The organism is Streptomyces sp. NBC_01314 (assembly GCF_041435215.1).
Lineage (GTDB): Bacteria > Actinomycetota > Actinomycetes > Streptomycetales > Streptomycetaceae > Streptomyces.
In genome coordinates this window covers 7,436,349-7,462,394 of record NZ_CP108394.1, presented here as the reverse complement: position 1 = coordinate 7,462,394, position 26,046 = coordinate 7,436,349, and the positions used below count along the sequence as shown (strand labels likewise).

Here is a 26,046-nt window from a genome sequence, read left to right as displayed (position 1 = left end):
GGTGTCACGGGGTGGTCCCGAAACTCGATTCTTCCGTAACGGTGTGACCCCCGGTGCGTGGGACCCCACGTGTTTGCGCCAGGATGTCAGGAACACATAAGCATCTGGAGGGGAACCCAGAACATGAGCCACAACCAGCCGGGCCCGTACGGCGGGCAGCCCCAGCAGCCCGGACCGTACGGTCAGCCGGGCCCCTACGGCCAGCAGCCGCCGCAGGCCGCCCCTCAGCCCGGCTACGGCTACCCCCAGCAGGCGCCTCCGCAGCAGCCGGGCTACGGGTATCCCCAGCAGGCGCCCCAGGGAGTTCCGCCCCAGACCCCGCCCTACGGTCAGCCGCAGGCCCCGTACGGCCAGCAGCCCTACCCGACCGCGCCCCAGCCCGTCGTCTCCGGCGGTGGCGGCGGCAAGAAGGTCGGCATCATCCTCGGCGCGGTCGCCGTCGTGGCCGCGGTCGCGGTGGGCGCGTACTTCGTGATCGGCGGGGGCGGGGGCGCGGACATCGCGGACGACGGACCGCACAAGCTGACTACGCCGGCGACGGTGCTCGGTGACTACAAGAAGAACGACAGCGGCGGCGGCGCCTTGTCCGACGACGATGTGAAGGACGCCGAGAAGTGGGGCGTGACCGACCCCAAGGACGTCAGCGCCTCGTACGTGTCCGGCAACGAGAACAACCCGATGGCGCAGAAGCAGCTTCACTTCAGCGGCGTCTATGGCAAGATCGACGACCCCGAGAAGGTCGTCGACGCCATGCTGGACCACATGCAGTCCGAGTCCGGCAAGGACGATGACGACGTGAAGGTCACCATGGTCGGTGAGCCGAAGTCGTACGACTCCGCCGAGGGTGCCGTTCTCAAGTGCCAGGACGCCAAGATGGAGCCCACCGACAGCGGTACGAGTGACGGCCCGAGCGTGATGAACCTGTCCTTCTGCGTGTGGGGCGACTACAGCACGGTGGGCATGGTGATGCCGATGGACCTCGCGAGCATCATGGCCGAGAAGCCGACGGACCAGTCCACCGCCGCCGACACCGCGGCGAAGCTCCGCGAAGCGGTCCGCGTCAAGGCCTGATCACCACCGACTCCCGGACTGCACCGGTGAGCATGACGGCTCGGCACCTCGATGTGAGGGGCCGAGCCGTCTTTTCACAGTAGCCGCGCCCAGGCGCAACCAGACGTCGAGCCGACCTGACTGACGACCACCCGAGACGTCACCCCATCAGGCACGACTGCAAGCCGTCTGCGCGTGCGCATTGCTGACCCGTATCTCTATGAGCCTGAGCAAGCAGTTGGGATTGGGCGTCGTTGCGGGCGGCGAGAAGATCGCGCCGTAACTACAAGCCGTCCTGACCCTGGGGCCGATCACATAGCCCTGGTTGCCGAGGTAGTTCACGCAGCGCGCTTGCGACGCGTGCGCCGGTGCGGCCGTCACCAGCGGGACGATGCCCGCCGCCGCCACCACACTTATCGCGGCCAGGGCTCTCTTGATCTTTGTCGCCTTCATCGAGCAGCCTCCCGTTTCACGTACGCCATCGCTCGAACAATCGATCGATGCGGTCAGCCCCGACTAGATCATGAGGCGGGCGGGCAGCCAACAGTTCGACGTGAGCCTGGCGTGTTTCCTACGGTGGGCAGCCACTTGAGCGACAAAAAAAGGTGCCTGGCGCATCACTGCGCCAGGCATCTTCACGCCAAGTGCGTGGAGACGGCGGGACTTACGCCGTCTTCTGCTCCCCCGGGCCCCGGCCGCGGGCGTCCCGCGGGATCAGGGTCGGGTTCACGTTCGAGCGGACGACGTCCGAGGTGATGACGACTCGGGCCACGTCCTTGCGGGACGGGACCTCGTACATGACCGACATCAGGACTTCTTCCATGATGGCGCGCAGACCGCGGGCGCCGGTCTGGCGGAGGATGGCCTGGTCGGCGATGGCCTCCAACGCCTCGCGCTCGAAGTCCAGCTCCACGCCGTCGAGTTCGAAGAGGCGCTGGTACTGCTTGACCAGCGCGTTGCGGGGCTCGATGAGGATCTGGAGCAACGCCTCGCGGTCCAGGTTGTGGACCGAGGTGATGACGGGCAGACGGCCGATGAACTCCGGGATCATGCCGAACTTGACCAGGTCCTCCGGCATGACGGCCTCGAACTGGTCCTTGGACTCCAGCTCGCGCTTCGAGCGGATCGTCGCGCCGAAGCCGATGCCCTTGGCGCCGGCCCGGGACTCGATGATCTTCTCCAGACCGGAGAAGGCGCCGCCCACGATGAACAGGACGTTCGTCGTGTCGATCTGGATGAACTCCTGGTGGGGGTGCTTGCGGCCGCCCTGGGGCGGGACCGACGCCGTGGTGCCTTCCAGGATCTTCAGCAGGGCCTGCTGTACGCCCTCACCCGACACGTCGCGGGTGATGGAGGGGTTTTCACTCTTCCTCGCGACCTTGTCGATCTCATCGATGTAGATGATGCCGGTCTCGGCCTTCTTGACGTCGTAGTCGGCCGCCTGGATGAGCTTCAGCAGGATGTTCTCGACGTCCTCGCCGACATAACCCGCCTCCGTCAGCGCCGTCGCGTCCGCGATCGCGAAGGGGACGTTCAGCATGCGCGCGAGGGTCTGGGCGAGGAGGGTCTTGCCCGAGCCCGTGGGGCCCAGCAGGAGGATGTTGGACTTCGCCAACTCGATGGCGTCCTCGCGGCTTTGACCGCCGCTGTTCTCGCCGGCCTGGACCCGCTTGTAGTGGTTGTACACCGCGACGGAAAGCGCCTTCTTGGCCGCCTCCTGGCCCACCACATAGCCCTCGAGGAACTCGTAGATCTCGCGGGGCTTGGGGAGTTCCTCCCAGCGGACCTCGCTGGTCTCAGCGAGTTCCTCCTCGATGATCTCGTTGCAGAGGTCGATGCACTCGTCGCAGATGTACACACCGGGCCCTGCGATGAGCTTCTTGACCTGCTTCTGGCTCTTGCCGCAGAACGAGCACTTGAGCAGATCGCCGCCGTCACCGATGCGTGCCACGGTGTGCTTCCCCTTCGCCTGGGAGACGCCTGGACAATTGAAATCCAGCGACTCCTGGTGCTGCCTTATGTCGACGGTACCTTGCCGGGCCCCCCGTTCGGGCCCCCCTTGGCACGGTTCGCTTTGACGTGCACCTTGTCGTGCACTGGGTCAAACGGTGCCAATCATGCCAAGGGGCGGCAGACAATACATCCTTTCCGCGGTCAGCGGACGCTGTTGTTGTTCATCTTCCGCGTGGAGATGATCTGGTCGATCAGGCCGTACGCCAGCGCGTCCTCGGCCGTGAGGATCTTGTCGCGCTCGATGTCCTCGCGGATCTTCTCGATCGGCGTGGTCGAGTGCCTGGCCAGCATGTCCTCCAGCTGCGCACGCATCCGGAGGATCTCGTTGGCGGCGATCTCCAGGTCGGAGACCTGACCGCGGCCCGTCTCGCTGTACGGCTGGTGGATCAGGACGCGGGCGTTCGGCAGCGCCATGCGCTTGCCCGGCGTACCGGCGGCCAGCAGGATCGCGGCGGCCGAGGCCGCCTGGCCCATGCAGACCGTCTGGATGTCCGGCTTCACGAACTGCATCGTGTCGTAGATCGCGGTGAGCGCCGTGAAGGAGCCGCCGGGGCTGTTGATGTAGACGGAGATGTCCCGGTCGGGGTCCATCGACTCCAGGCACAGCAGCTGCGCCATGACGTCGTTGGCGGAGGCGTCGTCGATCTGCACCCCGAGGAAGATCACCCGCTCCTCGAAGAGCTTCGCGTACGGGTCGTACTCACGGACGCCCTGCGAGGTGCGCTCGACGAAACGTGGGATCACATAACGGGACTCGGCGCGAGGGCCGGTGTACTCGGCCTCGGTGCGGGCGTAGATGCCGCTGCCGGGGAAGTCGTTCACGGTGTCTCCTGGAAAGAGGGCTGGAGCGGTGGACTGGAGAGGGACTGGGAGGGGCGCTGACGGCCCCGAGGAGGCTCAGGAGCTCCCCCGGGGGGCTTCAGGGCTACGGGGAGCTCTGCGGCCCTGCTGCCGTCATCGGCTCTCAGGCCGCCCCGGTACCGCCGCCGCCCGGCATACCGGCGGCCGTGGGGATCACGTCGTCGATGAGGCCGTACTCCTTGGCCTCGAAGGCGTCGAACCAGCGGTCGCGGTCCGAGTCGCGGGTCACCTGCTCGACGCTCTGCCCCGTGTGCTGAGAGGTGAGCTCCGCCATGCGCTTCTTGGTGTGGAGCAGCCGCTCGGCGTGGATCTTGATGTCCGAGGCCGAACCGGCCAGGCCGGCCGACGGCTGGTGGATCAGGATCTCGGCGTTCGGCAGCGCGAAGCGCTTGCCGGGGGTGCCCGCGCTGAGCAGGAACTGGCCCATCGAGGCCGCCAGGCCCATGGCGATGGTCACCACGTCGTTCTTGATGAACTGCATCGTGTCGTAGATCGCCATGCCGGCCGTGATCGAGCCGCCGGGACTGTTGATGTAGAGGTAAATGTCCTTGTCGGGGTCTGCGGCAAGGAGCAGCAGCTGTGCGGTGATCTTGTTGGCAATGTCGTCGTCGACCTGCTGGCCGAGGAAGATGATCCGCTCGCCAAGCAGCCGGTTGTAGACCTGGTCGCCGAGGCCACCACCGATGGAAGGCTCGCCGGCGGCATAGGGCATCAGATTCGTCACGTATCCACCTGCTCGTCTTACGACGGCGCCGGGCCGTCTTCACGTTTCCCTTCCGGGGGCCGAGCCGTTCACCGACAGCCCAGCCCTCGTCTTCATGGACCCTAACGCGGTGGCTCCGCCGGTGAATCCCGCAAAGGGAACTGTTCGCTGTCAGCGCATGCGTGTGCGCTCCGCCGGTTGGGCGGTGCCTTGTGGCCGCCGGCCCTGAAAGGAGCGCGGGGAACCGCGCGGCCGGCCACGGACGGGCCGCAGACGCGTCTGCCACGCCGGGTGTATCGGCGGGTACGGCTCGCAGAGGGCCGGCCGCGCCCACGCGGCGGAGCCGCATATCGGCACAGCCCCGCGCCCCTGGGCAGACCGACGGGCCCCTGGGTCACAAGTGATCCAGGGGCCCGTCGGTAGGCGATCGGCGAGCGATCAGGCCTCGGGGGCCTTCTCCTCGGCCTCGGTAGCGGCCGGGGCCTCCTCGGTGGCCTCGGCCTCGGCCGGGGTCTCCTCGGTCTCGTCCTCGTCGTCCAGGTCGACGACCTCGCCGTTGGTGTCCTTCACCGTGGAGGACTCCACGACGAGGGCCAGGGCCTTGCCGCGGGCCACCTCGCCGACGAGGAGCTGGACCTGGTTGTTCTGGACGACTGCCTGGGCGAACTGGTCCGGGGACATGCCGGAGGAGGCCGCGCGGCGCATGAGGTGCTCGGTGAGCTCCTCCTGGTTGACGTTCAGCTTCTCCTTGGCGACCAGCTCGTCGAGGACGAACTGGGTCTTGATGCCCTTGACGGCCGCTTCCTTGGTCTCGGCGTCGAACTCCTCGACCGTCTTGCCCTGGATCTCGAGGTACTTCTCCAGTTCGAGACCCATCTGGCCGAGCTGGTGGTGCTCCAGGTTGTGCTTGCGGGTGTTGATCTCGTCCTCGAGCAGCTTCTCGGGGACGGGCACCTCGACGAGCTCCAGCAGCTTCTCCAGGACACGCTCCTGGGCCTGCGTGGCCTGGTCGTACTGCTTCATGTTCTCCAGGCGCTTACGGCTGTCCGCCTGCAGCTCCTCGAGGGTGTCGAACTCCGAGGCGAGCTGGGCGAACTCGTCGTCCAGCGCCGGGAGTTCGCGGGCGGCGACCTGGCTGACCTTGACGGTGACCTCGGCCTCCTTGCCGGCCGCCGAGCCGCCCTTGAGCTCGGAGGCGAAGGTGGCCTCGCCACCGGCCTCCAGGCCCTTCACGGCGTCGTCGATGCCGTCCAGCAGCTCGCCGGAGCCGATGGTGTAGGAGACGCCCTCGGCGACGCCGTCCTCCAGGATCTCGCCGTCGACCTTGGCCTCCAGGTCGATCGTCACGACGTCGCCGTCCTCGGCGGCGCGCTCGACCGGGGAGGTGGAGGCGAAGCGCTCGCGCAGCTGCTCGACCGCCTTCTCGATGTCCTCCTCGCTGACCTCGACGGCGTCGACCTCGACCTCGATGCCGGAGTAGTCCGGGATCTCGATGGTCGGGCGGATGTCGACCTCGGCGGTGAAGTTCAGCGTCTCGCCGTCCTTCAGCTCGGTGATGTCGACCTCGGGCTGGCCCAGGACGTTGAGCTCGGCCTCGTTGACCGCGTCGGTGTAGAACTTCGGGAGCGCGTCGTTGACGGCCTCCTCCAGCACCGCACCGCGGCCGAACCGCTGGTCGATGACGCGGGCCGGGACCTTGCCCTTGCGGAAGCCCTTCACCGTGACCTGCTGGTTGATCTTCTTGTACGCCGCGTCGAGGCTGTCCTTGAGCTCCTCGAAGGGCACCTCGATGCTGAGCCGAACCCGGGTCGGGTTCAGGGTCTCCACGGCGCTCTTCACGGTTCGGTCTCCTTGGGGGCTGACTTCTGGGGGTTGCTGACGCACCCCGCCGGGTGTGGCGGAGCTTCAGCGGATTCGCGGCCCTTGAGGGACATGAGAATGCAGACACACGGGCGCGCAGCTTGCATAGTAACCGCAGGCGGTACACGCCCCAAAAGGTGATCTCGCCGGTGGTGGGTGCGCCGTACCGGCGCGGTGGTCGGGGTGGCGGGATTTGAACCCACGGCCTTCCGCTCCCAAAGCGGACGCGCTACCAAGCTGCGCCACACCCCGTCTGGTGCGACACGTAGGGTACATGCCCGCAGACCATGCGGTTGCCGTATTACCGACTGCGCAGGCGCGCGCGACGGCGGGTGACGGGCACGGCCGGTAAGGGGTGTGCGGCGGCGGCGCCCGACCCGCTACGATGCCTACTGTGCCGCGGTCGTCCGACCTGCGGCGCGAGCTGTGCGGGCGTAGCTCAATGGTAGAGCACTAGTCTTCCAAACTAGCTACGCGGGTTCGATTCCCGTCGCCCGCTCTGTACGACTCAGGGCCAGGCCAGAGGTTCGATTCTCTGCCTGGCCCTGGATCATTTCCGGGGCGATGTTCAGTCCGCCGTGTCCCCCGCGCGCCCCTTGGGCTTTCGATCTTGCGCCGTACGAGCGGGGGCGAGATCTCGGCGATGCCGACAGCGCCGAAGGTGGGTTCGAGGTGGTGACGCGGGAGCGAGCCGTACAACTGCCGTGTGTTGGTGGTCGGTTCGCGGGGTGCCATGGCCCGGATTCGAACCGGGGTTTCCGCATCGGGGCGAACCCGAGTGCGACGTCCTGGGCCGCTGAACGACTCATGGCCGGGCGGATCGTACCGACTCGGAGACCGGCGAGCCCACCTCCTTCCGGGGAGTTTCGAGGAGTGACGCCTCAGGGCGCACGCTCGGCCACCCGGGCCCATCGCCGCGTCCGGGTGGCCGCCTGCGCGCCTGATCGTCGGATCGGATTCGGACGAGGCCAAATCGCGACCTACTGGGATCTGGTCGGATTCGCTCACACTCAGAGGCATGGGGGCGATTCAGGATCGTGACCAGTTCGTATGCGATCGCTGCGAGGAGACCGACCTCACCGTGCGCGAACGGGGACGGTTCCGCCTCATGGCACGGCTCTGCGAGAGGTGTTGGAACACCTTCGCCAACGAGATGGCCGCAGCCGACGGGGCCACGTCAGCGCCGAGACCTGACCCCGATCCCGACGACGTGACATGGATCGAGCCTCCGGTTTGCCCGGATTGTGGCGCCTTGGTTCGCGTGTACCCCACCAACTACGACCGGTGGGTCAGCCTCGCCATGGTGGAGTTGCCCGCCAAGGACGTCCCAGAGGCCTTCCGGTGGCGTTTGACGAGGCTTCCGGACCGGTCCCCCGTCCCCACGGACATCGTGGCCGTACGGGTCCGTGGAATCGATCCGCCGCCGAGCGAACCCGTCGTGCCGGCCCACCGCATGATGTGCGTCCCCGAGTGGGGAGAGCCGTAGAGCGCGGCGGAGAGCACGGAGTGCGGTCCGTGTCTCTCGCATGCCCGATCGAGGTGGTGACCGGCGGTACGTAGCGGGAAGCACCGGGGAGCGAAGCGAGAACCCGCACCTCAGCGACTCGCCAGGTCAGGCCCGGTCCGCCTACGCGATCTTCCGGACTGGCTACGCGGGTTCGATTCCCGTCGGCGCCCCAATGGCCTCCGGCCCGGTTTCGAGAGATTCCTCGGACCGGGCCGGAGGTTCTTGTCGTCTCACGGTGCGCCGACTGACAGTTCGCCGCCTCACGTCGCCCGTCCGGGCGGACACTAGAACTGGATCGAGTTGAGCGTGTCCGCTATCGAGTCGAGGAAGCGTTGGATGTCGTCGGCCATGCCCGTCGAGGCGAGGAAGAAGCCGAACAGGATGGCGACGACCGCCGGTCCGGCCTTGATCGTCCCTCCTCGCATCAGGACTACCAGAATGATCCCCAACAAGAGCACCACTGACAGCGAAATGGCCACACAGATCACACCCTCGGTCGGTCCGCACTCCCGGCCCGGGGCGCCGACCCCACGCGCACCCCGCCAGAACCATCGTGCCACCAACCAGGCCGTCCTATGCAGCCGGTGAGCAACGTCGGCCACGGCACCGCACGCGCGCCACCCCCGCCCCCCGGCCAACGGCAGGGTGTCGGGAACGAATTCAGGGTGATCGTTTCCGTGCACACACAACCCGTCCGCAGGTAATTCGAATTGTTGCCACAGACACACCAAGGTGCGCCGCCAGGACGGTAATCAATCGGACATTCCTCCGGAGTCGCCTGCGCATGTTATGCACCATTTAGTCGGGATGAATGCGGACAGATTGGTGCATGCCATGTGCCTTGCGGTGTACGCACAGTGACGCTCTGCCCGATGACAACTTCACCGAATCCTGGGTACCCGTGAGTGACACGTACTCCTCAATACAGGATTCACATCGGTGGTTTTACGAAATCGCACAGACAACGCTAGGGTGCCTCAGATGTTCACCGCTGCCTCGTCCCCCACTTGCGCAGCGAGTGCTCGGACCGCCCCCCGGAGTGCCCGGCGGGAGGGTCTGTGACGAACTCGCTGCGACCGCACGGCCGGCCCGGGGCGCCGCTCCCGCCGGCTCAGTCACCACAGTCGTCGGCCGACGGAGTGCCGAGTCCGCGCTCGCTGAAGTCCTCGTCCCCCCACCCGACACCAAGTGGCGCCTCCCCGGAGGCCAGACCGGCCAAACAACGTGACGCGTTCTTCGACAACGCCAAGTACCTCGCCATCGTGCTCGTCGCGATGGGGCACGCGTGGGAGCCGCTGACCGACCACAGCCGCGCCGCCGAGGCGCTGTACATGGTCGTGTACACGTTCCACATGCCGGCGTTCATCATCATCTCCGGCTACTTCTCCCGCAGTTTCGACATGCGTCCCGACCGGCTCCGAAGGCTGGTCACCGGCATAGCCGTGCCGTACGTCCTCTTCGAGATCGCGTACTCCGTCTTCAAGCGGTACGGCGACAACGATCCCTCGCACCCCATCAGCCTGCTCGACCCCTGGTACCTCACCTGGTTCCTGATCGCGCTGTTCGTGTGGCGGCTGACGACGCCGCTGTGGAAGGTCGTGCGCTGGCCGGTCCCGGTGGCGCTCGGCATCGCGGCGCTCGCGTCCGTCTCTCCCGACATCGGTGACGACCTGGACCTGCAACGCGTCCTGCAGTTCCTGCCGTTCTTCGTCGTCGGTCTCTTCATGAAGCCCGCGCACTTCCAGTTCATGCGGCGCCGTGAGGTGCGGCTCCTGTCCGTGCCGGTGGCGGCGGGCGCGCTGGCGCTGGCGTACTGGCTGGGCCCGGACATGAACTCGGCCTGGTTCTACCACCGCGACAGCGCTCAGGAGCTGGGTGCGCCGTGGTGGGCCGGCATCGTCATGACCCTCGCCCTGTTCGGCTGCTCCATGGTGCTCACCACGTGCTTCTTCGCCTGGGTGCCCCGGCGGAAGATGTGGTTCACCGTCCTGGGCGCGGGCACGCTGTACGGCTACCTGCTGCACGGGTTCCTGGCGAAGGGCTCGCGTTTCTGGGAGTGGTACGACGCCAACGCGTGGGTGTACCAGCCGCTCGGCGAGCTTTTCGCCACCTTCTTCGCGGCGGCCGTCATCACTGTGCTGTGCACCCCGCCGGTGCAGCGGATGTTCCGGTTCGCCATGGAACCGAAGATGGAGTGGGCGTTCAAGCGGGACGCCACCGAGCTGGCCCGCGAGCGCGGGAAGGCCGGGGTCAAGGCGTAGGCCCGAGTCCCTCGTCCCTCGTCTCTCAGCGGTTGTCCGTCACCTCCTCGGCCGCCGGTTCGTCCGGCAGGCCGAGGAGGTTTCGCATGTGGGCGTACTTCCGGGTCAGCCGGAGGCGTGTGTGTTCGTCCAGAACGGCGAGGCGGGCGGGGTTCGCGTTGTGCGCGAGGTCCGACCGCTTGACCAGGAGGGCGCCCGGAGTGGCGATGATGCGGGCGGCGTACGCCTCCGGGGGTTCGCCGGGCCGCTTGGTGAGGGCCAGCACAATGGCCTTCGTACGGGCGGTCAGCGGGGCCTCGGCGAGCCACTCCTCGGTGAGGGCGTCGTCCTCCACGGCGTCGTGCAGCCAGGCCGCGGCGATCTGCTCCTCGTCGCCGCCCCTCGCCTTGACGCCGTGGGCCACCGCCTGGAGGTGCTCGGCGTAGGGGCGGCCGGCCTTGTCGGTCTGGGTGGCGTGGGCGGCCCTTGCGAGGGTCTCTACTTCGGTGAGCGGAAGGGGCGTAGGGGGCATCGGGTCGGGGCTCCTGTCGTGTGGTGGCTTTCGGGCCTGGGTTGTGGCTTTCGGGCCTGGATTGTCGCCCCCGCCGCCCCTACCCGTCCCGTCCCCAGGGGCTGCGCCCCTGGAACCGCCTGCGAGCTCGGGGGATGGGGCTCGTCGGCGAGTGCGGGTTCGTCGTGGTTGATCGCGCAGTTCCCTCGCGCCCCTCGACGGGGCCCGGCTACCTGGTGGCCGTGGGGCCCTCTCGGCAGATCAGCAGGAGGGCTCGGTCGTCGTTGACGTCCTTGGCGACGGCTTCGATGAGGTGCCAGGCGGCGCCGTGGAAGCCGCCGGCCACGTAGCGGTCGGCCTCGCCGGTGAGGCGGTCGATGCCTTCGACTATGTCCCGCTCGGAGGTCTCGACGAGGCCGTCGGTGAAGAGCATCAGCACGTCGCCGGGGCGCAGGGAGCCCTTGACCGGGTCGAACTGGGCACCGTCGTAGACGCCCAGGAGGGGGCCCTCGGCGGCCTTCTCCTCCCAGCGGCCCGTGCCCGCGCTGAGCTGGAGACCCGGCGGGTGGCCCGCGGAGAAGAGTTCGTAGTCGCCGGAGTCGAGGTCGAGGACGAGGTGGATGGAGGTCGCGAAGCCCTCGTCCCAGTCCTGGCGCAGGAGATAGCCGTTGGCCGCCGGGAGGAACGCGTGTGGTGGGAGCGATCCCAGCAGACCGCCGAAGGCGCCGGAGAGGAGCAGGGCGCGGGAGCCCGCGTCCATGCCCTTGCCGGAGACGTCGGTGAGGACGACTTCGAGGGTCCGACCGCCGTTCGTACGGGCGGCCACGACGAAGTCGCCGGAGAAGGACTGGCCGCCCGCCGGGCGCAGGGCCATCTCGCGGTGCCAACCGGCAGGCAGCTGCGGCAACTTGCTCTGCACCCGGATGCGTTCACGCAGGTCGAAGAGCATGGTGCCGCCGCGCCGCCAGGGAACGCCGACGCGGCTGCGGAACTGGGCGATGAGAAGGCCGAAGAAACCGCAGGCGGCGACCACGAGCACTATGCCGGGTGTCACCCGGGCCGGGCCCTCGGTGTAGGGCCCGAGCTTCACGGACTCCACGATCAGCGCGGTCGCGGCGGCCGCGTACAGACCGAGGAGGCTGGCGGGGCGGAGCAGCAGGCCGCCCGCGACGATGGGAAGGACGAGGGCGGCGGGTGAGAACCACACCTCGTCGATCATCGTGAAGCAGGCGATCAGCGGGATCATCAGCAGCAGGCCGACCAGGGCGATCCAGTCGGAGCCGTCCCCGCGGAAGTAGTCGACGGCGGATTTGCGCACGCCGGTGCGGGCCCGGTGAACCAGCTTCTTCATCCGGGCCGTGAACGTATCGGCCGCCGCGCGCCGCTCTCGTCCTGCTGCCATTGTTCGGGACCTTATCCATCCGACCAGCCCCTGTGCACAGGAGGTCCTACTTGTCCCCCTTCCGAGGGCCGGTTCACGACGAATCTCACACAGATCTCACACCGGAACGCGCCCTTCGGCCCCCGTGCGCCCTCCGTGCGGCACCTGGGAAGGATCCCACGTCGAACGGCGACGCGCGGGAACAATTCGCTCGCTCGTGCCGGATCGCCCTGCTAGGCATGGCGTATGACGACTGAGCTGCGGGCGCTGCGCAAGGAAGACTGGAACGTCTGGTACGACAACCTCATCCGTGCCTTCGGCGGCGCCCCCGAACCGGCGGAGGAGCGCGAGCTGTGGCAGGCGCTCACTCCGTACGACCGCTCCATCGGTGTGTGGGACGGCGACCAATGCGTGGGTACGGCGGGGGCGTTCGACTTCCGCCTCACGGTGCCCGGCGGCGCCGTCGTCCCCGCGGCGGGCGTCACGATGGTCGGTGTCGCGGCCACGCACCGGCGGCGCGGGGTGCTGACGTCCATGATGCGGCGGCAGTTGGACGACGTCCGCTCCTGGGGCGAGCCGCTGGCGGTGCTGACCGCGTCGGAGCCGGTGATCTACGGCCGGTTCGGATACGGCCTCGCCACGCACCGGCTCGCCGCCGACATCGACACCGCCCGGGTACGGCTGTCCGTTCCGCCCGGCACCGACGACGTACGGCTGCGGTACGCGGACCCCGCCGAGGTGCTCGACGCGTGCGAGGCGGTGTACGCCCGCCGGGTGCCGGAGCGGCCGGGAATGCTGGCTCGGCGGCCCGGCTGGGAGCGGGCGGACCTGCTCGACACGGACCGCCACCGGGACGGGGCGTCGCCCCTGCAGTGTGTGGTGGCCGAGCGGGTCGACGGCGACGGGTCCCTGGTCGGGTACGCGCGGTTCCGGATCAAGTCCGACTGGGGGCCGAGCGGGCCGGAGGGTGTCGTCCAGCTGAGCGCGCTGGAGGCCGTGGACCCCGCCGCGCACGCCGCGCTGTGGCGGTTCCTGTTCGACATCGACCTGACGGCGCGCGTCGTCGCCCACCGGCTTCCCGTGGACGAGCCGGCGCTGCACCTGGTGTCGGACATCCGCCGCTGCGGGCTGCGGGTCAAGGACGACCTGCATCTGAGGCTCGTGGACGTCGGCGCGGCCCTGCGTATCCGGACCTATCAGGCGCCGCTGGATGTGGTGTTCGAGGTCGAGGACGCCTTCTGCCCCTGGAACGAGGGGCGTTGGCGGCTCACCGGCGACCCGAAGGGCGCGACCTGCGAGCGCACCGCCGACGCCGCCGAGCTCTCCCTCTCCGTACGGGAGTTGGGGGCGGCCTATCTGGGTGGTGTGAGCCTGTCCTCCCTGGCCGCGGCCGGGCGGGTGCGCGAGCTGCGGCAGGGGGCGCTGGCGGAGGCGTCCGTGGCGTTCCTCGCGTCGGGGCTGGCGCCCTGGCTGCCGCACGGGTTCTAGGGCGCGCAGCCCGAACTCGTCTCTGGTCCGGGGTTCACCGCTGTTGGCAGACCGGGCACCAGAAGAGGTTGCGGGCGGCGAGATCGGCGGTGCGGATCTCGCCGCCACAGATGTGGCAGGGCATGTTCGCCCTGCGGTACACGTACACCTCGCCGCCGTGGTCGTCGACGCGGGGCGGGCGGCCCATGGCCTCCGGGGTGTGTTCCGGGCGGACGGTGTCGATGCGGTTGTGGAGTACGCCCTCGCGCATGAGGCCGACGAGGTCGGCCCAGATCGCGTCCCACTCCGCCGGGGTGACGTCCTTGCCCGCGCGGTACGGGTCGATGCCGTGCCGGAAGAGGACCTCCGCGCGGTAGACGTTGCCGACGCCCGCGATCACCTTCTGGTCCATGAGGAGCGCGGCGATCGTCGTACGGCTGCGGGAGACCCGGGCGTAGGCGCGCGCCGGGTCGGCGTCGGGGCGGAGCGGGTCCGGGCCGAGGCGGGCGTGTATCGCCTGCTTCTCGGCGTCCGTGATCAGGGCGCATGTCGTCGGGCCGCGGAGATCCATGTACGACGTGTCGTCGCGCAGTCGCAGGCGGACGGTGTCCGTGGGCGGGGGCGCGGGGGCCGGGCCGAAGGTGACCTTGCCGAAGAGGCCCAGGTGGATGTGCACCCATTCCTCGGCGTCCGGGTCGCCGAAGTGCAGGAAGAGGTGTTTGCCATGGGCCTCGGCGGTGCCGAGCGGGGTGCCCGTGAGGAGGGCCGCCGCGTCGGCGAACTTGCCCTGGGGGCTCGTGACGTGGGCGTTCCCGCCACCGCCGAAGTGGGTCAGGCAGTCCTGGGCGAGGCGGTGGATGGTGTGCCCCTCCGGCACGGGGGCCTCCGGCGGTTCGGCAGGGTGGGTGGGGGGGGTGGTTCGGGGTGCGTTTTCGGCTGCGGGTCCGGTGGGGGCTGGTCGCGCAGTTCCCCGCGCCCCTTGACAGCGTGGGGGGCGCCCGGCGTTTTTGGGGGCGCGGGGAACTGCGCGAGCAACCAAATACAACCCGCGGCCGCCCTCCGAGCTCAGGCTCCCGAGTTCGTGGGCGGCCGAGAAATCTACGCCTGGGGGTGGTGCGCCGGGATCGGCGGCAGGTCGCCGGTGGTCTCGTACGTCGCCAGCATGTCGATGCGGCGGATGTGGCGCTTGTCGCCGGAGAACGGGGTGTTGAGGAAGGTCTCGACGAACTTGGTCGCGTCTTCCTGGGAGTGCATGCGGGCGCCGACGGCGACGACGTTCGCGTTGTTGTGCTCGCGGCCCAGCGCGGCGGTCTCGGCGCTCCACGCGAGGGAGGCACGGACGCCGGCCACCTTGTTCGCGGCGATCTGCTCCCCGTTGCCGGAGCCGCCGATGACGATGCCGAGGGACCCGGGGTCCGCGGCCGTGCGCTCCGCCGCGCGGAGGCAGAACGGCGGGTAGTCGTCCTGGGCGTCGTAGATGTGGGGCCCGCAGTCGACGGGCTCGTGGCCTGCGGCCCGCAGCCACTCCACGAGGTGGTTCTTGAGTTCGTATCCGGCGTGATCCGAGCCGAGGTAGACGCGCATGGTCCGAGTGTGACACGCGTGTTTCGGCGCGGCACGACGGGGTGCGGCCAGGCGAAACCGTGAGCTGCACCACGGAACCTCAAGTAAAGCTCAAGTAACAATCTGGATTCAAAGGTTCAGGAATGCTTTCACCTCCGATTCACTGGACCGATCCTTTCGGCGGCACACCCGGCCCCCGGCTGTCGGCTCTCGTTTCCCCCACTTACGAGAGTCGATCGGAGGGTCGCTGGGCAGACGCACGGAAGTCCCCACAACGGCGCAAAGGAAACCTCCCCCCATGACCTCGCAGCCGACTCTGCCGTCCCAGGCAGACAACCAAGACTCTTCCTCACCCCCCTCCCCCGGTCTGCACGCCGGCCTCAAGAACCGTCATCTGTCGATGATCGCGATCGGTGGTGTGATCGGGGCCGGTCTGTTCGTCGGGTCGAGCTCCGGCATCAGGACCGCAGGACCCGGCATCCTCCTGTCGTACGCGCTCGTCGGCACGATGGTGGTGCTGGTGATGCGGATGCTCGGTGAGATGTCCGCCGCCAATCCGACGTCGGGTTCCTTCTCGGCCCACGCCGACCGCGCGCTCGGGCGCTGGGCCGGGTTCTCGATCGGCTGGCTGTACTGGTTCTTCTGGGTCGTCGTGCTCGCGGTCGAGGCGACCGCGGGTGCGGTGATCCTGGAGGGCTGGATCCCGGCGGTGCCGCAGTGGGGCTGGGCGCTGATCGTGATGGTCGTGCTGACCGCCACGAACCTGGTGTCGGTCGGCTCCTACGGCGAGTTCGAGTTCTGGTTCGCCGGGATCAAGGTCGTCGCGATCGCCGCGTTCATCGTGGTGGGCGGTCTCGCGGTGTTCGGGGTGCTGCCCGGGGCCGACACCGACAAGGCCGGGCTGTCGAACCTGACCGACCACGGCGGGTTCCTGCCCAACGGCGCGGGCGCGATCCTCATCGGTGTGCTGCTGGTCGTCTTCTCCTTCATGGGCAGCGAGATCGCCACGCTGGCCGCCGGGGAGACGGAGAACCCGCAGAAGGCGATCACCAAGTCCACCAACAGCATCATCTGGCGGATCGGCGTCTTCTACCTCGGCTCGATCTTCGTCGTGGTCACGCTGCTGCCGTGGAACGACCCGTCGATCAAGGAGAAGGGCTCCTACGTCGCCGCCCTGGACTCCCTCGGGATCGCGCACGCCGGGCAGATCATGAACTTCATCGTGCTGACGTCGGTGCTGTCCTGTCTGAACTCCGGTCTGTACACCGCGTCGCGGATGGCGTTCTCGCTGGGTGAGCGCGGGGACGCGCCGCGCGCGTTCGGCCGTACGAACGTCCGGGGTGTACCGATGACCGCGATCCTCGCCTCGGTCGTCTTCGGCTTCGTCGCCGTCGTCTTCAACTACTTCTTCCCCGAGGGCGTCTTCCTCTTCCTCGTCAACTCCTCCGGCGCGGTCGCCCTGTTCGTGTGGCTCGTCATCTGCTTCTCGCAGCTGCGCATGCGCAGGATCATCGAGCGGGAGACGCCGGAGAAGCTCGTCGTGAAGATGTGGCTGTACCCGTATCTGACGTGGGCCACGATCGGGCTGATCCTCTTCGTCCTCGGCTACATGCTCACCGACACCGAGCACGGCAACCGCGAGATCCTGCTGCTGTCGCTGCTGGTCGCGGCGGTCGTCGTCGGCATCGCGGTCGTCAAGGAGAAGATCGGTGGCCGGAAGGCCACCACCGCCGAGGTGTCCGACAAGGTGCACTGAGCACGGGCGGCCGAGCCGCCCGTTACAGCGGTCCGAGGCCCGGGGTCCGGTGGCGGTTCGTACGCCGCCGGGCCCCGTCTCGCCGTCCAGGGGGCTCACAGGGGTGTGAAGCTCTCCTCGACCTTCTCGTAGACCGGGAGGGCGCGGTCCTCGATGTCGGGGTGGTACCAGGTCGTGAGCTGGTAGGACTTTCCGCCGCTGTCGAAGCCCAGGGAGCGGACGTGCCAGGGCAGTTCCTGGGCCGTGACGGTGTACTCCCACACGACCGCGGGCCTGCCCCTGAACTCGGTCTCCTCCAGACGGATCCGGCTGTAGCCCGGCCCCTGACCGGTGGTCTTCTCCTTCTTCCTCCACTGCTCCAGGAGGTCGCCGCGCGCGAGGGAGGCCTTGCCGACGATCTCCTGCCGGGCGTCGGGCGAGGTGTAGTGCACCTCGGCGCCCGCGTGCACCTCCCGCGAGAAGCCCTCCGGCGGCACCCAGGCGAACACGCCGGCCTCCGTGCGGGCGCCCGGCGGCAACTCGGGCGGGCGGGAGGTGCCGGCGACGGTGGGGGTGGGGGTGGGGGACGCGGTGGAGGAGGACGGGGTGGAAGGGGAGGCCGAGGACGCCGCCCTGTCGTTCTTGTCGTTCCTGCCGTCGGGCGAGCCGTTCATTGCCGGTACGACGACTGCGGCTACGGCGGCGGTCGCGGCCACGGCGACGGCCGCGATGAGGCCGGTGCGGCGATTGTTCCGCCGGGGTCCGGTGGGTCCCGTGGGTCCCGTGGGTTCCGTAGGGGTGGACCCGGGCCGGGTCGGCAGTTCGCTTCCGCCGGGGGGTGTGGGTGCGCCCCTCGAAGGGAGTTCGGGGGTGCTTGTGGGCGGGGCTTCGGAGGAGGCGTTGGCGGTCCCGGGGGGAGGGCTCAGGTAGGGGTTGCCGGGGACCGCCGGGCGCTGTGAGGCGAAGGGGGGCGGGGGTGGGAGGGGAGTGCGGTTGAGGACGGGGGTGGTGGCTCGGTCGGGGTGGGGGGTGGAGGGCTCGGTGCCGGGTGAGGGGTGCGGGGTGGATACGAGGTTGGGGGCGGGCGCGGGGGATACGGGGCTGTTCCGGTCCGGTGCAGGAGTGGAGAGCGGGTCGGGGTCGGGGTGGGGCCGATTCCGTACCGTCGGCGTCGGCGTCGGCGTCGGGTGTACCGGGGTGGGGCGGGGCGCGGGTCGGGGGGCGGGTCCGGGTTCCGGGGGCGCTGCCTCGGGAACGCTGGCAGTGCCGGGCGATGGATCCGCGGCGGCGCTCAGTGGCCTCGTCCTCTCCGCGGCCGGTGCCGAACGTCCTGCGACCGGCCCACCGCGCCCGGCCTCGGACCCCGCGATGCCGGACCCCGGCTCCTCGGCCCCGGCCGCCGTCCTCCCGGCCACGGCTCCCGCGTCCTTGGCGCCGGCCCCCGGCTGCACGGGCCGCCCCGGTCCGGCAACCGGCCCTCCGGCACCGGCCGACTCCCTCTCCCCCGGCTCCTCCGTGCCCGAAGGCCATGGCCCCGCCGTCCCCGTCGTCACAGGGGTGGCGGCTGCCGGGCCCGTGGCGAAACCGCGGAGCGTCTCGGTGAGTTCGTGCACGCCGGGGCGGGACTCCGGTCGTTTCGTCAGGAGGGCGGCGAGGATGTCGTGGAGGGGGCCGGCGGCTGCGGGGAGTTCCGGCTCCTCGTAGAGGACGGCGTGGAGAGTGGCGAGGGTGGTGGGGCGGGAGAAGGGGGACCGGCCGCCGAGGGCGGCGCAGAGGGTGGCGCCGAGGGACCAGAGGTCGGAGGGCGGGCCCTGGGGACGGCCGGTGACGCGCTCGGGGGCCATGTAGTCGGGGGAGCCGACGAGCATGCCGGCCATGGTGAGCGCCTCGGCGTTCTGGATGGCGGCGATACCGAAGTCGGTGAGGACGGCCTGATGGGCGCCCATGCGCCTGACGAGGACGTTGGCCGGTTTGATGTCGCGGTGCAGGACGCCCTGGGCGTGCACCTGCCCCAGCGCGTCAACGAGTTCGAGGCCGATCCGGGCCGTGTCGCGTACGTCGAGAGGGCCGTCCTCCGCCACGAGCCGTTCCAGGGAGCGGCCGTCGACCAGTTCCATGACGATCCAGAGCCGCTCGCCCGCGTCGACCACGTCGTAGACGCGTACGACGTTGGGGTGGTCGATACGGGCCGTGGCCCTGGCCTCCCGCAGGGTTCGCTCGCGTCGGGTGCGGCCGTCCTCCGGGTCGAGGCCGTCGATACGCATTTCCTTGACGGCGACCTGTCGGTCGAGCATGTCGTCGGTGGCTCGCCAGACCCGGCCCATTCCGCCCTGGCCGATGCTTTCGACCAGCCGATAACGGCCGGCCACCATAAGACCCGGAACACCGCCCCGCGTTATTTCCGGCACCCCCATGCCCCCCCTTCAACAACTGACCGCACGTGCCACAGAAGAACCAAAAAGTCGCGCATTGGTCACACTTGGTGCCGCACCAGCATAGTGCTGGGAAATCTTGTGGTACCTCTTCATAGGCCGTGAATTCAGGCACGGCCAGGGGGACGCAAGGGGGATGGAACATGAGTTCTCATCGTAGGGCCGCCATCGCCGGATCGCTGCTCACCGCGTCGTTCACGTCGGTGATGATCCTCGGCTTCACCGCGTCGGCGGACGACGAGGGGGGATTGAGCAGTCATGGCGGAAAAACCGTGGACGCGGCACCGGCGGGAGTGAAGCTCTCGACGCTGCTGTCCAAGGAGATCAAAGTCGACAACAAGTCCAAGGAAACGGATATCACCGGTGTCGTGAAGAACGAGGGCAGCAAGGCGAGCGGGGAAATCCGATTGCTTGTGGTCGGTTTTGACGGCATGCAGGTCAAGAACGTCGAAGGGTGTTCGGCAATACCGGAGGGGGATCTTCCTGACGGCGCGAACAGTGGTTTCGCGTGCGCGATCGACGATCTGGCGCCCGGAAAGTCGAAGACCTATGCGATCGACGCCACGTACGACCTGAGCAAGCAGGGCAAGATCTGCCTTCCGGTCCAGAACTCCGACGGTTCGAAGACGTTCTGGCAGCAGGGCCCGGTCCCGTTCGGCGCGACCAACCAGTCACCCAACGAGCCCGCGACCCCGCTGCTCCTCGGCACCGACAACAGCCCGGTCACCCCCGGCGGCGGTGACGGCGGCGGCAGTGACGGCGGCGGCGGGAAGGACGACAAGCCGGACGAGCTGCCCCAGACCGGTCCGGCCGACCGTGTCCTGCCGCTCGGTATGGCCGGCGCCGCGCTCATCTCGGCCGGCGCGGCGGGCCTGTGGTGGAACCACCGGCGGGCCCGTCAGGAGTCCTGACCCATCGAACACGACGGGGTCCACGGTCACGCACTTCCTACGGCGTCCCCGTGGTCTCACCCCTACGGTGCCTCCGTGGTCTCACCGCCCGGAGGCACCGGCGTGCCCGCTCGTCACGGCGGGCGGCGGTACGTACAGGGTGACCCTTGAGCGCGCGCCTGGTCGGCGGGGCTGAGCCGCCGCGTCAGTTCTTGAGCAGCTTCCAGGCCGTCGGCAGCAGACCCATGGCCAGGACGACCTTGATGGCGTCGCCGATCAGGAACGGGGTGAGGCCGACCGCGACGGCGGTGGAGAGGCTGATGTCGGCGGTCGCGGCGAGGTACGGGACGCCGACGGCGTAGATGATCGCTTCGCCGACGAGCATCGTGCCGGCCATGCGCGGAGTGGAGCGGTCGCCACCGCGGCGGGCCAGGGCACCCACGGCGGCGGCGGCGAGGATCATGCCGAGGATGTAGCCGAAGGAGACGCCGACGCCGGAGGTTCCGTTCGCGAACCACGGCACGCCGGCCAGGCCGACCAGCGCGTACAGGGCGAGGGAGGCGACGCCGCGGCTCGCGCCGAGGGTGGTGCCGACGAGCAGGGCGGCGAAGGTCTGGCCGGTGACCGGGACCGGGGAGCCCGGCACGGGCACGGCGATCTGGGCGGCGAGCCCGGTGAGCGCGGCGCCGCCGACCACGAGCGCGATGTCCCGGGCGCGGACGCCGGCGACGGGCAGAAGGTCGGCGAGGACCTCGCCGGGGCGGGCTGACGTGGCGGCGGTGGTGCTCATGATCGGGCTCACTCCGGCGGGTGAAGTCGGCGGGGACACGGTGACGCTATCCCGAGCCCCTCGCACCCCACACCGTCAGTGATCGACAAAGGGGGGAACGACAGCTTGGTGGGCTTCACACAAAGGATGCGGGTTACACCCGGTAGGGCGTGACACCGGTCACTGAGGTGGCGCGTGCTTCCGTCTTGAGGGGGCGCCGCATCAGATCTGTAGGGTTTCACCAATCGGGTCGGCGGCGTGGACAGGTGCCGTCTCGCCCGTCGGTCGCCGTCTGGGCAGCGGTGGGCCGTTTTGCTAGCTTCGGGCGCATGGTTGCTCAAGCCCGGTACTTCTCGTCGCGTCGCTACGTCGATCTGCGACGCGTGGGCACGGCCACCTGTCGCCGTCCCGGGTGAGGCGGCTCCGGCACGCCCCGCCCTATCGCGACGGCGCAGTGTCGGACCCGTTCCCGAGGATGATCACCATGCCCCATGCCGCGGCGGCACCCACCCTTTACGCTCCCGCCTCTCCTTCCTCTCCCAGCCCTGCCCTTTCTCCCGTACCGCGTGTCGCCGACAGCGACCGGCGGCGGACCAGCGCCAGCGTGGTGCTGCGGTCCGTGCTGGAGCACGGGCCCGTGGCGCGCAGCATCATCGCCCGGGTGACCGGGCTGTCGCCGGCCTCGGTGACCGACTACTGCGCCCGGTTCGCGGGGCTCGGTCTCATCCGTGAGGCCGAGCCGCCCCGGCGGGCCAAGGGGGCGGGGCGCCCGCACGTGCCCCTCGACCTGGACGACTCGCGGTTCGTCGTGGGCGGCGTGCATGTGGCCGTCCCGTACACGACGGTCGCGCTGCTCGATCTGCGGGGACGGGTCGTCGTGGAGCGGCGGTTGAAGCACGGCTCCACCGGCCCCGCCCCGGTCCTGGCGCGGGCCGCCGACGAACTCCGGGCCCTGCTGGACGCGGCGCCGGGCTGCCGGGCCCTGGCCGTCGGCTTCGCGGCCGGCGGCTGGGTGGACCGGGAGACCGGGACCGTCGTCGAGCATCCGCTGCTGGGCTGGCGCGAGGTGCCGGTGCGGGAGATGCTCGGTGCCGGGACCGGGCTGCCGGTCCATGTGGACGGGCACGCGCGGGCCTTGGTGGGCGCCGAGCAGCTGTTCGGGCGGGCCCGTGGCAGCAGGAGTGTGCTGCATCTGTTCGTCGGCAATATGGTCGACGCGGCGTTCGCGACCAACGACGAGGTGCATCACGGACCCCGCTCGCAGGCGGGATCGATCGCCCATCTGCCGCTGCCCGGCGGTACGGAGCCCTGCGACTGCGGTCGGGTCGGCTGCCTCCAGGCCGAGTTGAGCGAGCGGACACTGTGCCGGCGGGCTCGGGCGGCCGGGGTCGTCGACGGGGTGAACCCGATGCGGGTGGTGGACGCGGCGGCGGGCGGCGACGCGGTGGCCGTGCGGCTGCTGGTGGAGCGGGCGCGGATGGTGGGGCGGGCGGCGGAGCTGCTGCTCGACGTGCTGAACCCGGAGACCGTGGTCGTCACCGAGATCGGGATCATGGGCCGGGCGGACTGCCTCGCCGCGCTGCACGAGACCGTAGGGCCGGACCGGGCGGCGGCCGTGGGGCCGACGAGCTTCCCTGACTCCGTGCTGGCCACGGCGGGCGGAGCGGTGGCTCTGGACGTGCTCTACCGGGACCCGCTGGGGGCCGTGGCACGTCTCGACCGCGCCTGCGCCGAGGTCGGTTAATTCAGAAACTCCGAATGTTGACAGGCGATACCGAAGACCGGGAACATCGTATTCATGCTGCTCACGAGCTGTCGCACCCTCTGTTGCTGACACGTTGACGTACCGGAGTGCCCCTCGCACTCCGGCCGACGCGGCACTTCCTCCTGCGTGAATCCTCCTTCCGCAGCTTCCTTTCCGTCCGCTTCCGCGGATTCCTTCCGTTCGCGATGTCGTGCGTTTTTCCGTGTGTGTTTCCGTGCGTCTTTCCGTGCGTGAGGCCGTTCGCGATTCCGTTCGCCTTCCCACCGTCCCCCTGGGGGTCCTCCCATGTCTTCTTCCGCCGCGCCCGGTTTCGACCGGCGGCTCTTCCTCACCTCCCTCCTCGGCGTCACGGCCGCGGCGGCCGGGCTCAGCGGCTGCGCCGACAGCAGCGCGGCGGTCGCCCGGACAGCCGCGGACGCGCCGCTGCCCACCAAGGTTCCCGCGGGTACGAGCCTGAAGATCGCCTCCTTCCAGAACCAGCAGGAGTTGCAGCTCAAGCTCGCGAAACTCGACGATCTGCCTTTCAGGGTGAGCAGTTGGGCGAACATCGGCGCGGGCCCCGATGTCATCAACGCCTTCCGCGCGGGTTCGCTGGATGTCGCCAACAACGCGGGAATTCCGCCGATCCAGGCGCATTACCAGGGGTACGACGCGAAGATCGTCGCGATCGACGTCACCCGGAAGCCGAACTATCTCTTCGCCACCAAGCCCGGCAGCGACCTCACCTCGGTCAAGGATTTCCGGGGCAAGAAGCTCGCCTTCTCGCAGGGGCAGGCGCAGGGCGTCGTACTGCTGCGGGCGTTGAAGGAGGCGGGGCTCGCCTACGACGACGCGGAGCTGGTCCCGCTGACCAGCAACCAGTTCCTGACGGCCCTGCAGTCGGGCCAGGTGGACGTCGCTCCGCTCGCCAACCAGCAGGCGCCCGCCTATCTGCAGCAGTACAGGGCCAAGGGCGCCCGCACGATCCCCACCGACGTGGTGGACCTGCTCAACCTGCTGTGGGCGCCGGCCTCCGTGCTGGGCGACTCCGAGAAGGTGGCCGCCGTCGCCGCGTACATCCCGTACTGGGCGAAGGGCGCGGTCTGGCAGTACGAGAACCCGGACATCTGGAACGAGGAGTTCTACGTGAAGACCCAGAACCTGAACCTCGCCCAGGCGGAGTCGATCAGCGAACTCGCCAACAAGCCGCTCTTCCCGCCGAGCTGGGACGAGTCGATCAAGTGGGAGCAGGAGACCGCGGATCTGCTGGCGGAGGGCGGCTTCGTGAAGAAGTTCGACGTCGACTCGCTCTTCGACCGGCGGTTCGAGGGGATCGCGGCGAAGGCCGTGCCCGCGGAGTACCGGAAGTGAGCGCCGCGACCACGAGTGCCGCCCCGGTCGGCACGACCGTCGTCGGCACGGCCGCCCTCGGTACGGTCGAGGCCGTCGAGGAGACCTCCCAGGTCCGCAGGCGCCGGCGCCTCTCCCCCGGTAAGCGGCTGCCCGCCTCCCGGCTCGTCGGACCGCTGCTGTTCCTCGCCCTCTGGGCCGCCGCCTCCGCCGCCGGGCAGCTCGATCCGGCGGCGATCCCGGCGCCCTGGACGGTGCTGGAGACAGGCGTCCGTCTGTGGACCGACGGGACGCTGACGACGGACATCACGACCTCGTTGCAGCGGGCCGGATCCGGATTCGTGATCGGGCTGACGGCCGGTGTCGCGCTCGCCCTGGCCGCCGGGCTCAGCCGGGTCGGCGAGGCACTGATCGACGGGACCGTGCAGCTCAACCGGGCGATCCCGACGCTGGGTCTGATCCCGCTGTTCATCCTCTGGCTGGGCATCGGCGAGACCTTCAAGATCGCGATCATCGCCATCGTCGTCTACATCCCGATCTACCTCAACACACATGCCGCGCTGGCCGGGATCGACAGCCGCTTCGTCGAACTCGCCGAGGTCCAGGGCCTGTCGAGGCTCCAGTTCGTCCGGCAGATCGTCATCCCCGGCGCGCTGCCCGGCTTCTTCGTGGGCCTGCGGCTCGGGGTCACCGGCTCCTGGCTGGGCCTGGTCGTGCTGGAGCAGATCAACGCCACCAACGGACTCGGCTACATGATGTTCCAGGCCCAGAACTACGGCCAGAGCGACGTCATCCTCGTCGGCCTGGTCGTCTACGGGATCTTCGGCCTGATCTCCGACAGCGCGGTCCGTCTCATCGAACGGAGGGTGCTGTCATGGCGACGCACGCTGAGCAGCTGACGAACACCGGGCGGCCGACCGCCACCGAGCCCGGGACAGCCACGGCCACGGGCACCCGGCCCACCGTGCAACTCCGGGAACTCACACGGTCGTTCGACGGGCGCAAGGTCCTCGACGGCATCGACCTCGACATCCCCGCCGGGCAGTTCGTGGCCCTGCTCGGGCACAGCGGCTCCGGCAAGAGCACGCTGCTGCGGGCGGTCGCCGGGCTCGACCACGAGGTGGTGGGCAGCGGCCGGCTCACCGCGCCGGCCCGGGTGTCCGTGGTCTTCCAAGACTCCCGGCTGCTGCCCTGGCGCCGCGTCCTCGACAACGTGCTGCTCGGCGCGGAGGGCAAGGAGGCCGCCGACCGGGGCCGCGAGGCGCTCGCCGAGGTGGGTCTGAAGGGCCGCGAGCGCGCCTGGCCGAACGAGCTGTCCGGCGGCGAGGCCCAGCGCGCGGCACTGGCCCGCTCCCTCGTCCGCGATCCCGAACTGCTGCTGGCCGACGAGCCGTTCGGCGCCCTGGACGCGCTCACCCGGATCAGGATGCACACCCTGCTCAGGCAGCTGTGGGAGCACCACAAGCCCTCCGTCCTGCTCGTCACCCACGACGTCGACGAGGCGATCGTGCTCGCCGACCGGGTCCTGGTGCTCGAACAGGGCCGCATCGGCCTCGACCTGACCATCGACCGTCCGCACCCGCGCTCGTACCGGGACCCCCTGCTGGGCGAGTACCGCGAGCGACTGCTGGCCGCACTCGGCGTGACGGAGGACCACCGGTGACCTCCGGTGAACCACCGACGAGCGCCGCGGAGTCCGCCATGGCCCCCGGCGAACCAGCGACAAGCCCCACGGAACCGGCCCATGCCCCCCGGCGAACCAGCGACAAACCCAACAGAGCCGGCCCATGACCCCCGACACACCACCCACAAGCCCCACCGAACCGGCCCATGACCCCCGACACACCGCCCACAAGCCCCACCGAACCGGCCCATGACCCCCGACACACCGCCGATGCATCCCGCAGGACCGTGCACCGCCTCCGGCAAGCCGCCGGGGAGCCCCGCCGGCATGCCCGGACGACCGCCGC

22 protein-coding genes and 3 tRNA genes are annotated in these 26,046 nt (G+C 69.4%); 11 read left to right on the top strand and 14 right to left on the bottom strand.

What is annotated here, in order from left to right; all coding sequences use genetic code 11:
- Positions 1-123 precede the first annotated feature (123 nt).
- Complete coding sequence (locus OG622_RS32935) at positions 124-1,071, top strand: hypothetical protein (protein WP_371580264.1); 948 nt, start codon at positions 124-126, stop codon at positions 1,069-1,071.
- Between the two features lie 147 nt (positions 1,072-1,218).
- Here OG622_RS32935 and OG622_RS32930 read toward each other — a convergent pair whose 3' ends face one another.
- From OG622_RS32930 to OG622_RS32905, 6 genes are all read right to left on the bottom strand, one after another.
- A complete protein-coding gene (locus OG622_RS32930; protein ID WP_371580263.1) occupies positions 1,219-1,503 on the bottom strand; it encodes a hypothetical protein in 285 nt (94 codons plus the stop codon).
- A gap of 211 nt (positions 1,504-1,714) precedes the next feature.
- Positions 1,715-3,001, bottom strand: coding sequence for an ATP-dependent Clp protease ATP-binding subunit ClpX (gene clpX, locus OG622_RS32925; protein ID WP_371580262.1), 1,287 nt, complete (start codon positions 2,999-3,001; stop codon positions 1,715-1,717).
- A 203-nt stretch (positions 3,002-3,204) separates the two neighbouring features.
- A complete protein-coding gene (locus tag OG622_RS32920; protein WP_037703089.1) occupies positions 3,205-3,885 on the bottom strand; it encodes an ATP-dependent Clp protease proteolytic subunit in 681 nt (226 codons plus the stop codon).
- A 142-nt stretch (positions 3,886-4,027) separates the two neighbouring features.
- A complete protein-coding gene (locus OG622_RS32915; RefSeq protein ID WP_046703654.1) occupies positions 4,028-4,636 on the bottom strand; it encodes an ATP-dependent Clp protease proteolytic subunit in 609 nt (202 codons plus the stop codon).
- Positions 4,637-5,065: 429 nt separating this feature from the next.
- Positions 5,066-6,466 carry a trigger factor gene (gene tig, locus OG622_RS32910; protein WP_371580261.1) on the bottom strand — a complete coding sequence of 467 codons (1,401 nt, stop codon included), beginning with the start codon at positions 6,464-6,466 and terminating at the stop codon, positions 5,066-5,068.
- A gap of 196 nt (positions 6,467-6,662) precedes the next feature.
- Positions 6,663-6,739, bottom strand: a tRNA-Pro gene (locus OG622_RS32905).
- A gap of 176 nt (positions 6,740-6,915) precedes the next feature.
- Between OG622_RS32905 and OG622_RS32900 the strand changes: the two genes are divergently transcribed.
- Positions 6,916-6,986, top strand: a tRNA-Gly gene (locus tag OG622_RS32900).
- A gap of 230 nt (positions 6,987-7,216) precedes the next feature.
- On the opposite strand, the gene OG622_RS32895 is transcribed toward OG622_RS32900, so the two are convergent.
- Positions 7,217-7,299 (bottom strand) — tRNA-OTHER (locus OG622_RS32895).
- A gap of 206 nt (positions 7,300-7,505) precedes the next feature.
- On the opposite strand from OG622_RS32895, the gene OG622_RS32890 reads away from it, so the two are divergent.
- Positions 7,506-7,973 carry a DUF6083 domain-containing protein gene (locus OG622_RS32890; RefSeq protein ID WP_371580260.1) on the top strand — a complete coding sequence of 156 codons (468 nt, stop codon included), beginning with the start codon at positions 7,506-7,508 and terminating at the stop codon, positions 7,971-7,973.
- A 305-nt stretch (positions 7,974-8,278) separates the two neighbouring features.
- Here the strand turns inward: OG622_RS32890 and OG622_RS32885 are convergent, their stop codons facing one another.
- On the bottom strand, positions 8,279-8,473 hold the full coding sequence (locus tag OG622_RS32885; RefSeq protein WP_371580259.1) for a hypothetical protein: 195 nt from the start codon (positions 8,471-8,473) through the stop codon (positions 8,279-8,281).
- A 579-nt stretch (positions 8,474-9,052) separates the two neighbouring features.
- Here OG622_RS32885 and OG622_RS32880 point away from each other — a divergent pair.
- Entirely contained in the window at positions 9,053-10,255 is a 1,203-nt protein-coding gene (locus tag OG622_RS32880) for an acyltransferase family protein (protein WP_371580258.1), read from the top strand.
- 25 nt (positions 10,256-10,280) lie between these two features.
- Here the strand turns inward: OG622_RS32880 and OG622_RS32875 are convergent, their stop codons facing one another.
- Positions 10,281-10,766 carry an HD domain-containing protein gene (locus OG622_RS32875; protein ID WP_371580257.1) on the bottom strand — a complete coding sequence of 162 codons (486 nt, stop codon included), beginning with the start codon at positions 10,764-10,766 and terminating at the stop codon, positions 10,281-10,283.
- Positions 10,767-10,974: 208 nt separating this feature from the next.
- Positions 10,975-12,147: a PP2C family protein-serine/threonine phosphatase gene (locus OG622_RS32870; protein WP_371580256.1), complete on the bottom strand. Its 1,173-nt coding sequence runs from the start codon at positions 12,145-12,147 to the stop codon at positions 10,975-10,977.
- A gap of 225 nt (positions 12,148-12,372) precedes the next feature.
- On the opposite strand from OG622_RS32870, the gene OG622_RS32865 reads away from it, so the two are divergent.
- Positions 12,373-13,614: a GNAT family N-acetyltransferase gene (locus OG622_RS32865; protein WP_371580255.1), complete on the top strand. Its 1,242-nt coding sequence runs from the start codon at positions 12,373-12,375 to the stop codon at positions 13,612-13,614.
- Positions 13,615-13,648: 34 nt separating this feature from the next.
- Here the strand turns inward: OG622_RS32865 and OG622_RS32860 are convergent, their stop codons facing one another.
- Both OG622_RS32860 and OG622_RS32855 read right to left on the bottom strand, forming a co-directional pair.
- Complete coding sequence (locus OG622_RS32860; RefSeq protein WP_371580253.1) at positions 13,649-14,470, bottom strand: Fpg/Nei family DNA glycosylase; 822 nt, start codon at positions 14,468-14,470, stop codon at positions 13,649-13,651.
- Between the two features lie 221 nt (positions 14,471-14,691).
- The gene (locus OG622_RS32855) at positions 14,692-15,177 is read right to left on the bottom strand and encodes a ribose-5-phosphate isomerase (protein WP_371580251.1); all 486 of its coding nucleotides are present in this window, start codon (positions 15,175-15,177) and stop codon (positions 14,692-14,694) included.
- 277 nt (positions 15,178-15,454) lie between these two features.
- Here OG622_RS32855 and OG622_RS32850 point away from each other — a divergent pair, with 277 nt between their 5' ends.
- Positions 15,455-16,912 carry an amino acid permease gene (locus tag OG622_RS32850; RefSeq protein WP_371580250.1) on the top strand — a complete coding sequence of 486 codons (1,458 nt, stop codon included), beginning with the start codon at positions 15,455-15,457 and terminating at the stop codon, positions 16,910-16,912.
- Positions 16,913-17,007: 95 nt separating this feature from the next.
- Here the strand turns inward: OG622_RS32850 and OG622_RS32845 are convergent, their stop codons facing one another.
- Complete coding sequence (locus OG622_RS32845; RefSeq protein WP_371580249.1) at positions 17,008-19,263, bottom strand: protein kinase; 2,256 nt, start codon at positions 19,261-19,263, stop codon at positions 17,008-17,010.
- 203 nt (positions 19,264-19,466) lie between these two features.
- On the opposite strand from OG622_RS32845, the gene OG622_RS32840 reads away from it, so the two are divergent.
- Positions 19,467-20,234 carry a cell wall protein gene (locus OG622_RS32840; RefSeq protein WP_371580248.1) on the top strand — a complete coding sequence of 256 codons (768 nt, stop codon included), beginning with the start codon at positions 19,467-19,469 and terminating at the stop codon, positions 20,232-20,234.
- Positions 20,235-20,418: 184 nt separating this feature from the next.
- Here the strand turns inward: OG622_RS32840 and OG622_RS32835 are convergent, their stop codons facing one another.
- Entirely contained in the window at positions 20,419-21,003 is a 585-nt protein-coding gene (locus tag OG622_RS32835; protein ID WP_371580247.1) for a biotin transporter BioY, read from the bottom strand.
- Positions 21,004-21,466: 463 nt separating this feature from the next.
- On the opposite strand from OG622_RS32835, the gene OG622_RS32830 reads away from it, so the two are divergent.
- The 4 genes from OG622_RS32830 (at position 21,467) to OG622_RS32815 (ending at position 25,739) form a co-directional block, all read left to right on the top strand.
- Positions 21,467-22,726 carry an ROK family protein gene (locus OG622_RS32830; protein ID WP_371580246.1) on the top strand — a complete coding sequence of 420 codons (1,260 nt, stop codon included), beginning with the start codon at positions 21,467-21,469 and terminating at the stop codon, positions 22,724-22,726.
- 306 nt (positions 22,727-23,032) lie between these two features.
- Positions 23,033-24,097, top strand: a complete 1,065-nt coding sequence (locus OG622_RS32825) for an ABC transporter substrate-binding protein (protein ID WP_371580245.1) — start codon at positions 23,033-23,035, stop codon at positions 24,095-24,097.
- The gene (locus OG622_RS32820; RefSeq protein WP_371580244.1) at positions 24,094-24,975 is read left to right on the top strand and encodes an ABC transporter permease; all 882 of its coding nucleotides are present in this window, start codon (positions 24,094-24,096) and stop codon (positions 24,973-24,975) included. The genes OG622_RS32825 and OG622_RS32820 overlap by 4 nt, the downstream gene beginning before the upstream one ends.
- On the top strand, positions 24,951-25,739 hold the full coding sequence (locus OG622_RS32815) for an ABC transporter ATP-binding protein (RefSeq protein WP_371580243.1): 789 nt from the start codon (positions 24,951-24,953) through the stop codon (positions 25,737-25,739). The genes OG622_RS32820 and OG622_RS32815 overlap by 25 nt, the downstream gene beginning before the upstream one ends.
- Positions 25,740-26,046 lie beyond the last annotated feature (307 nt).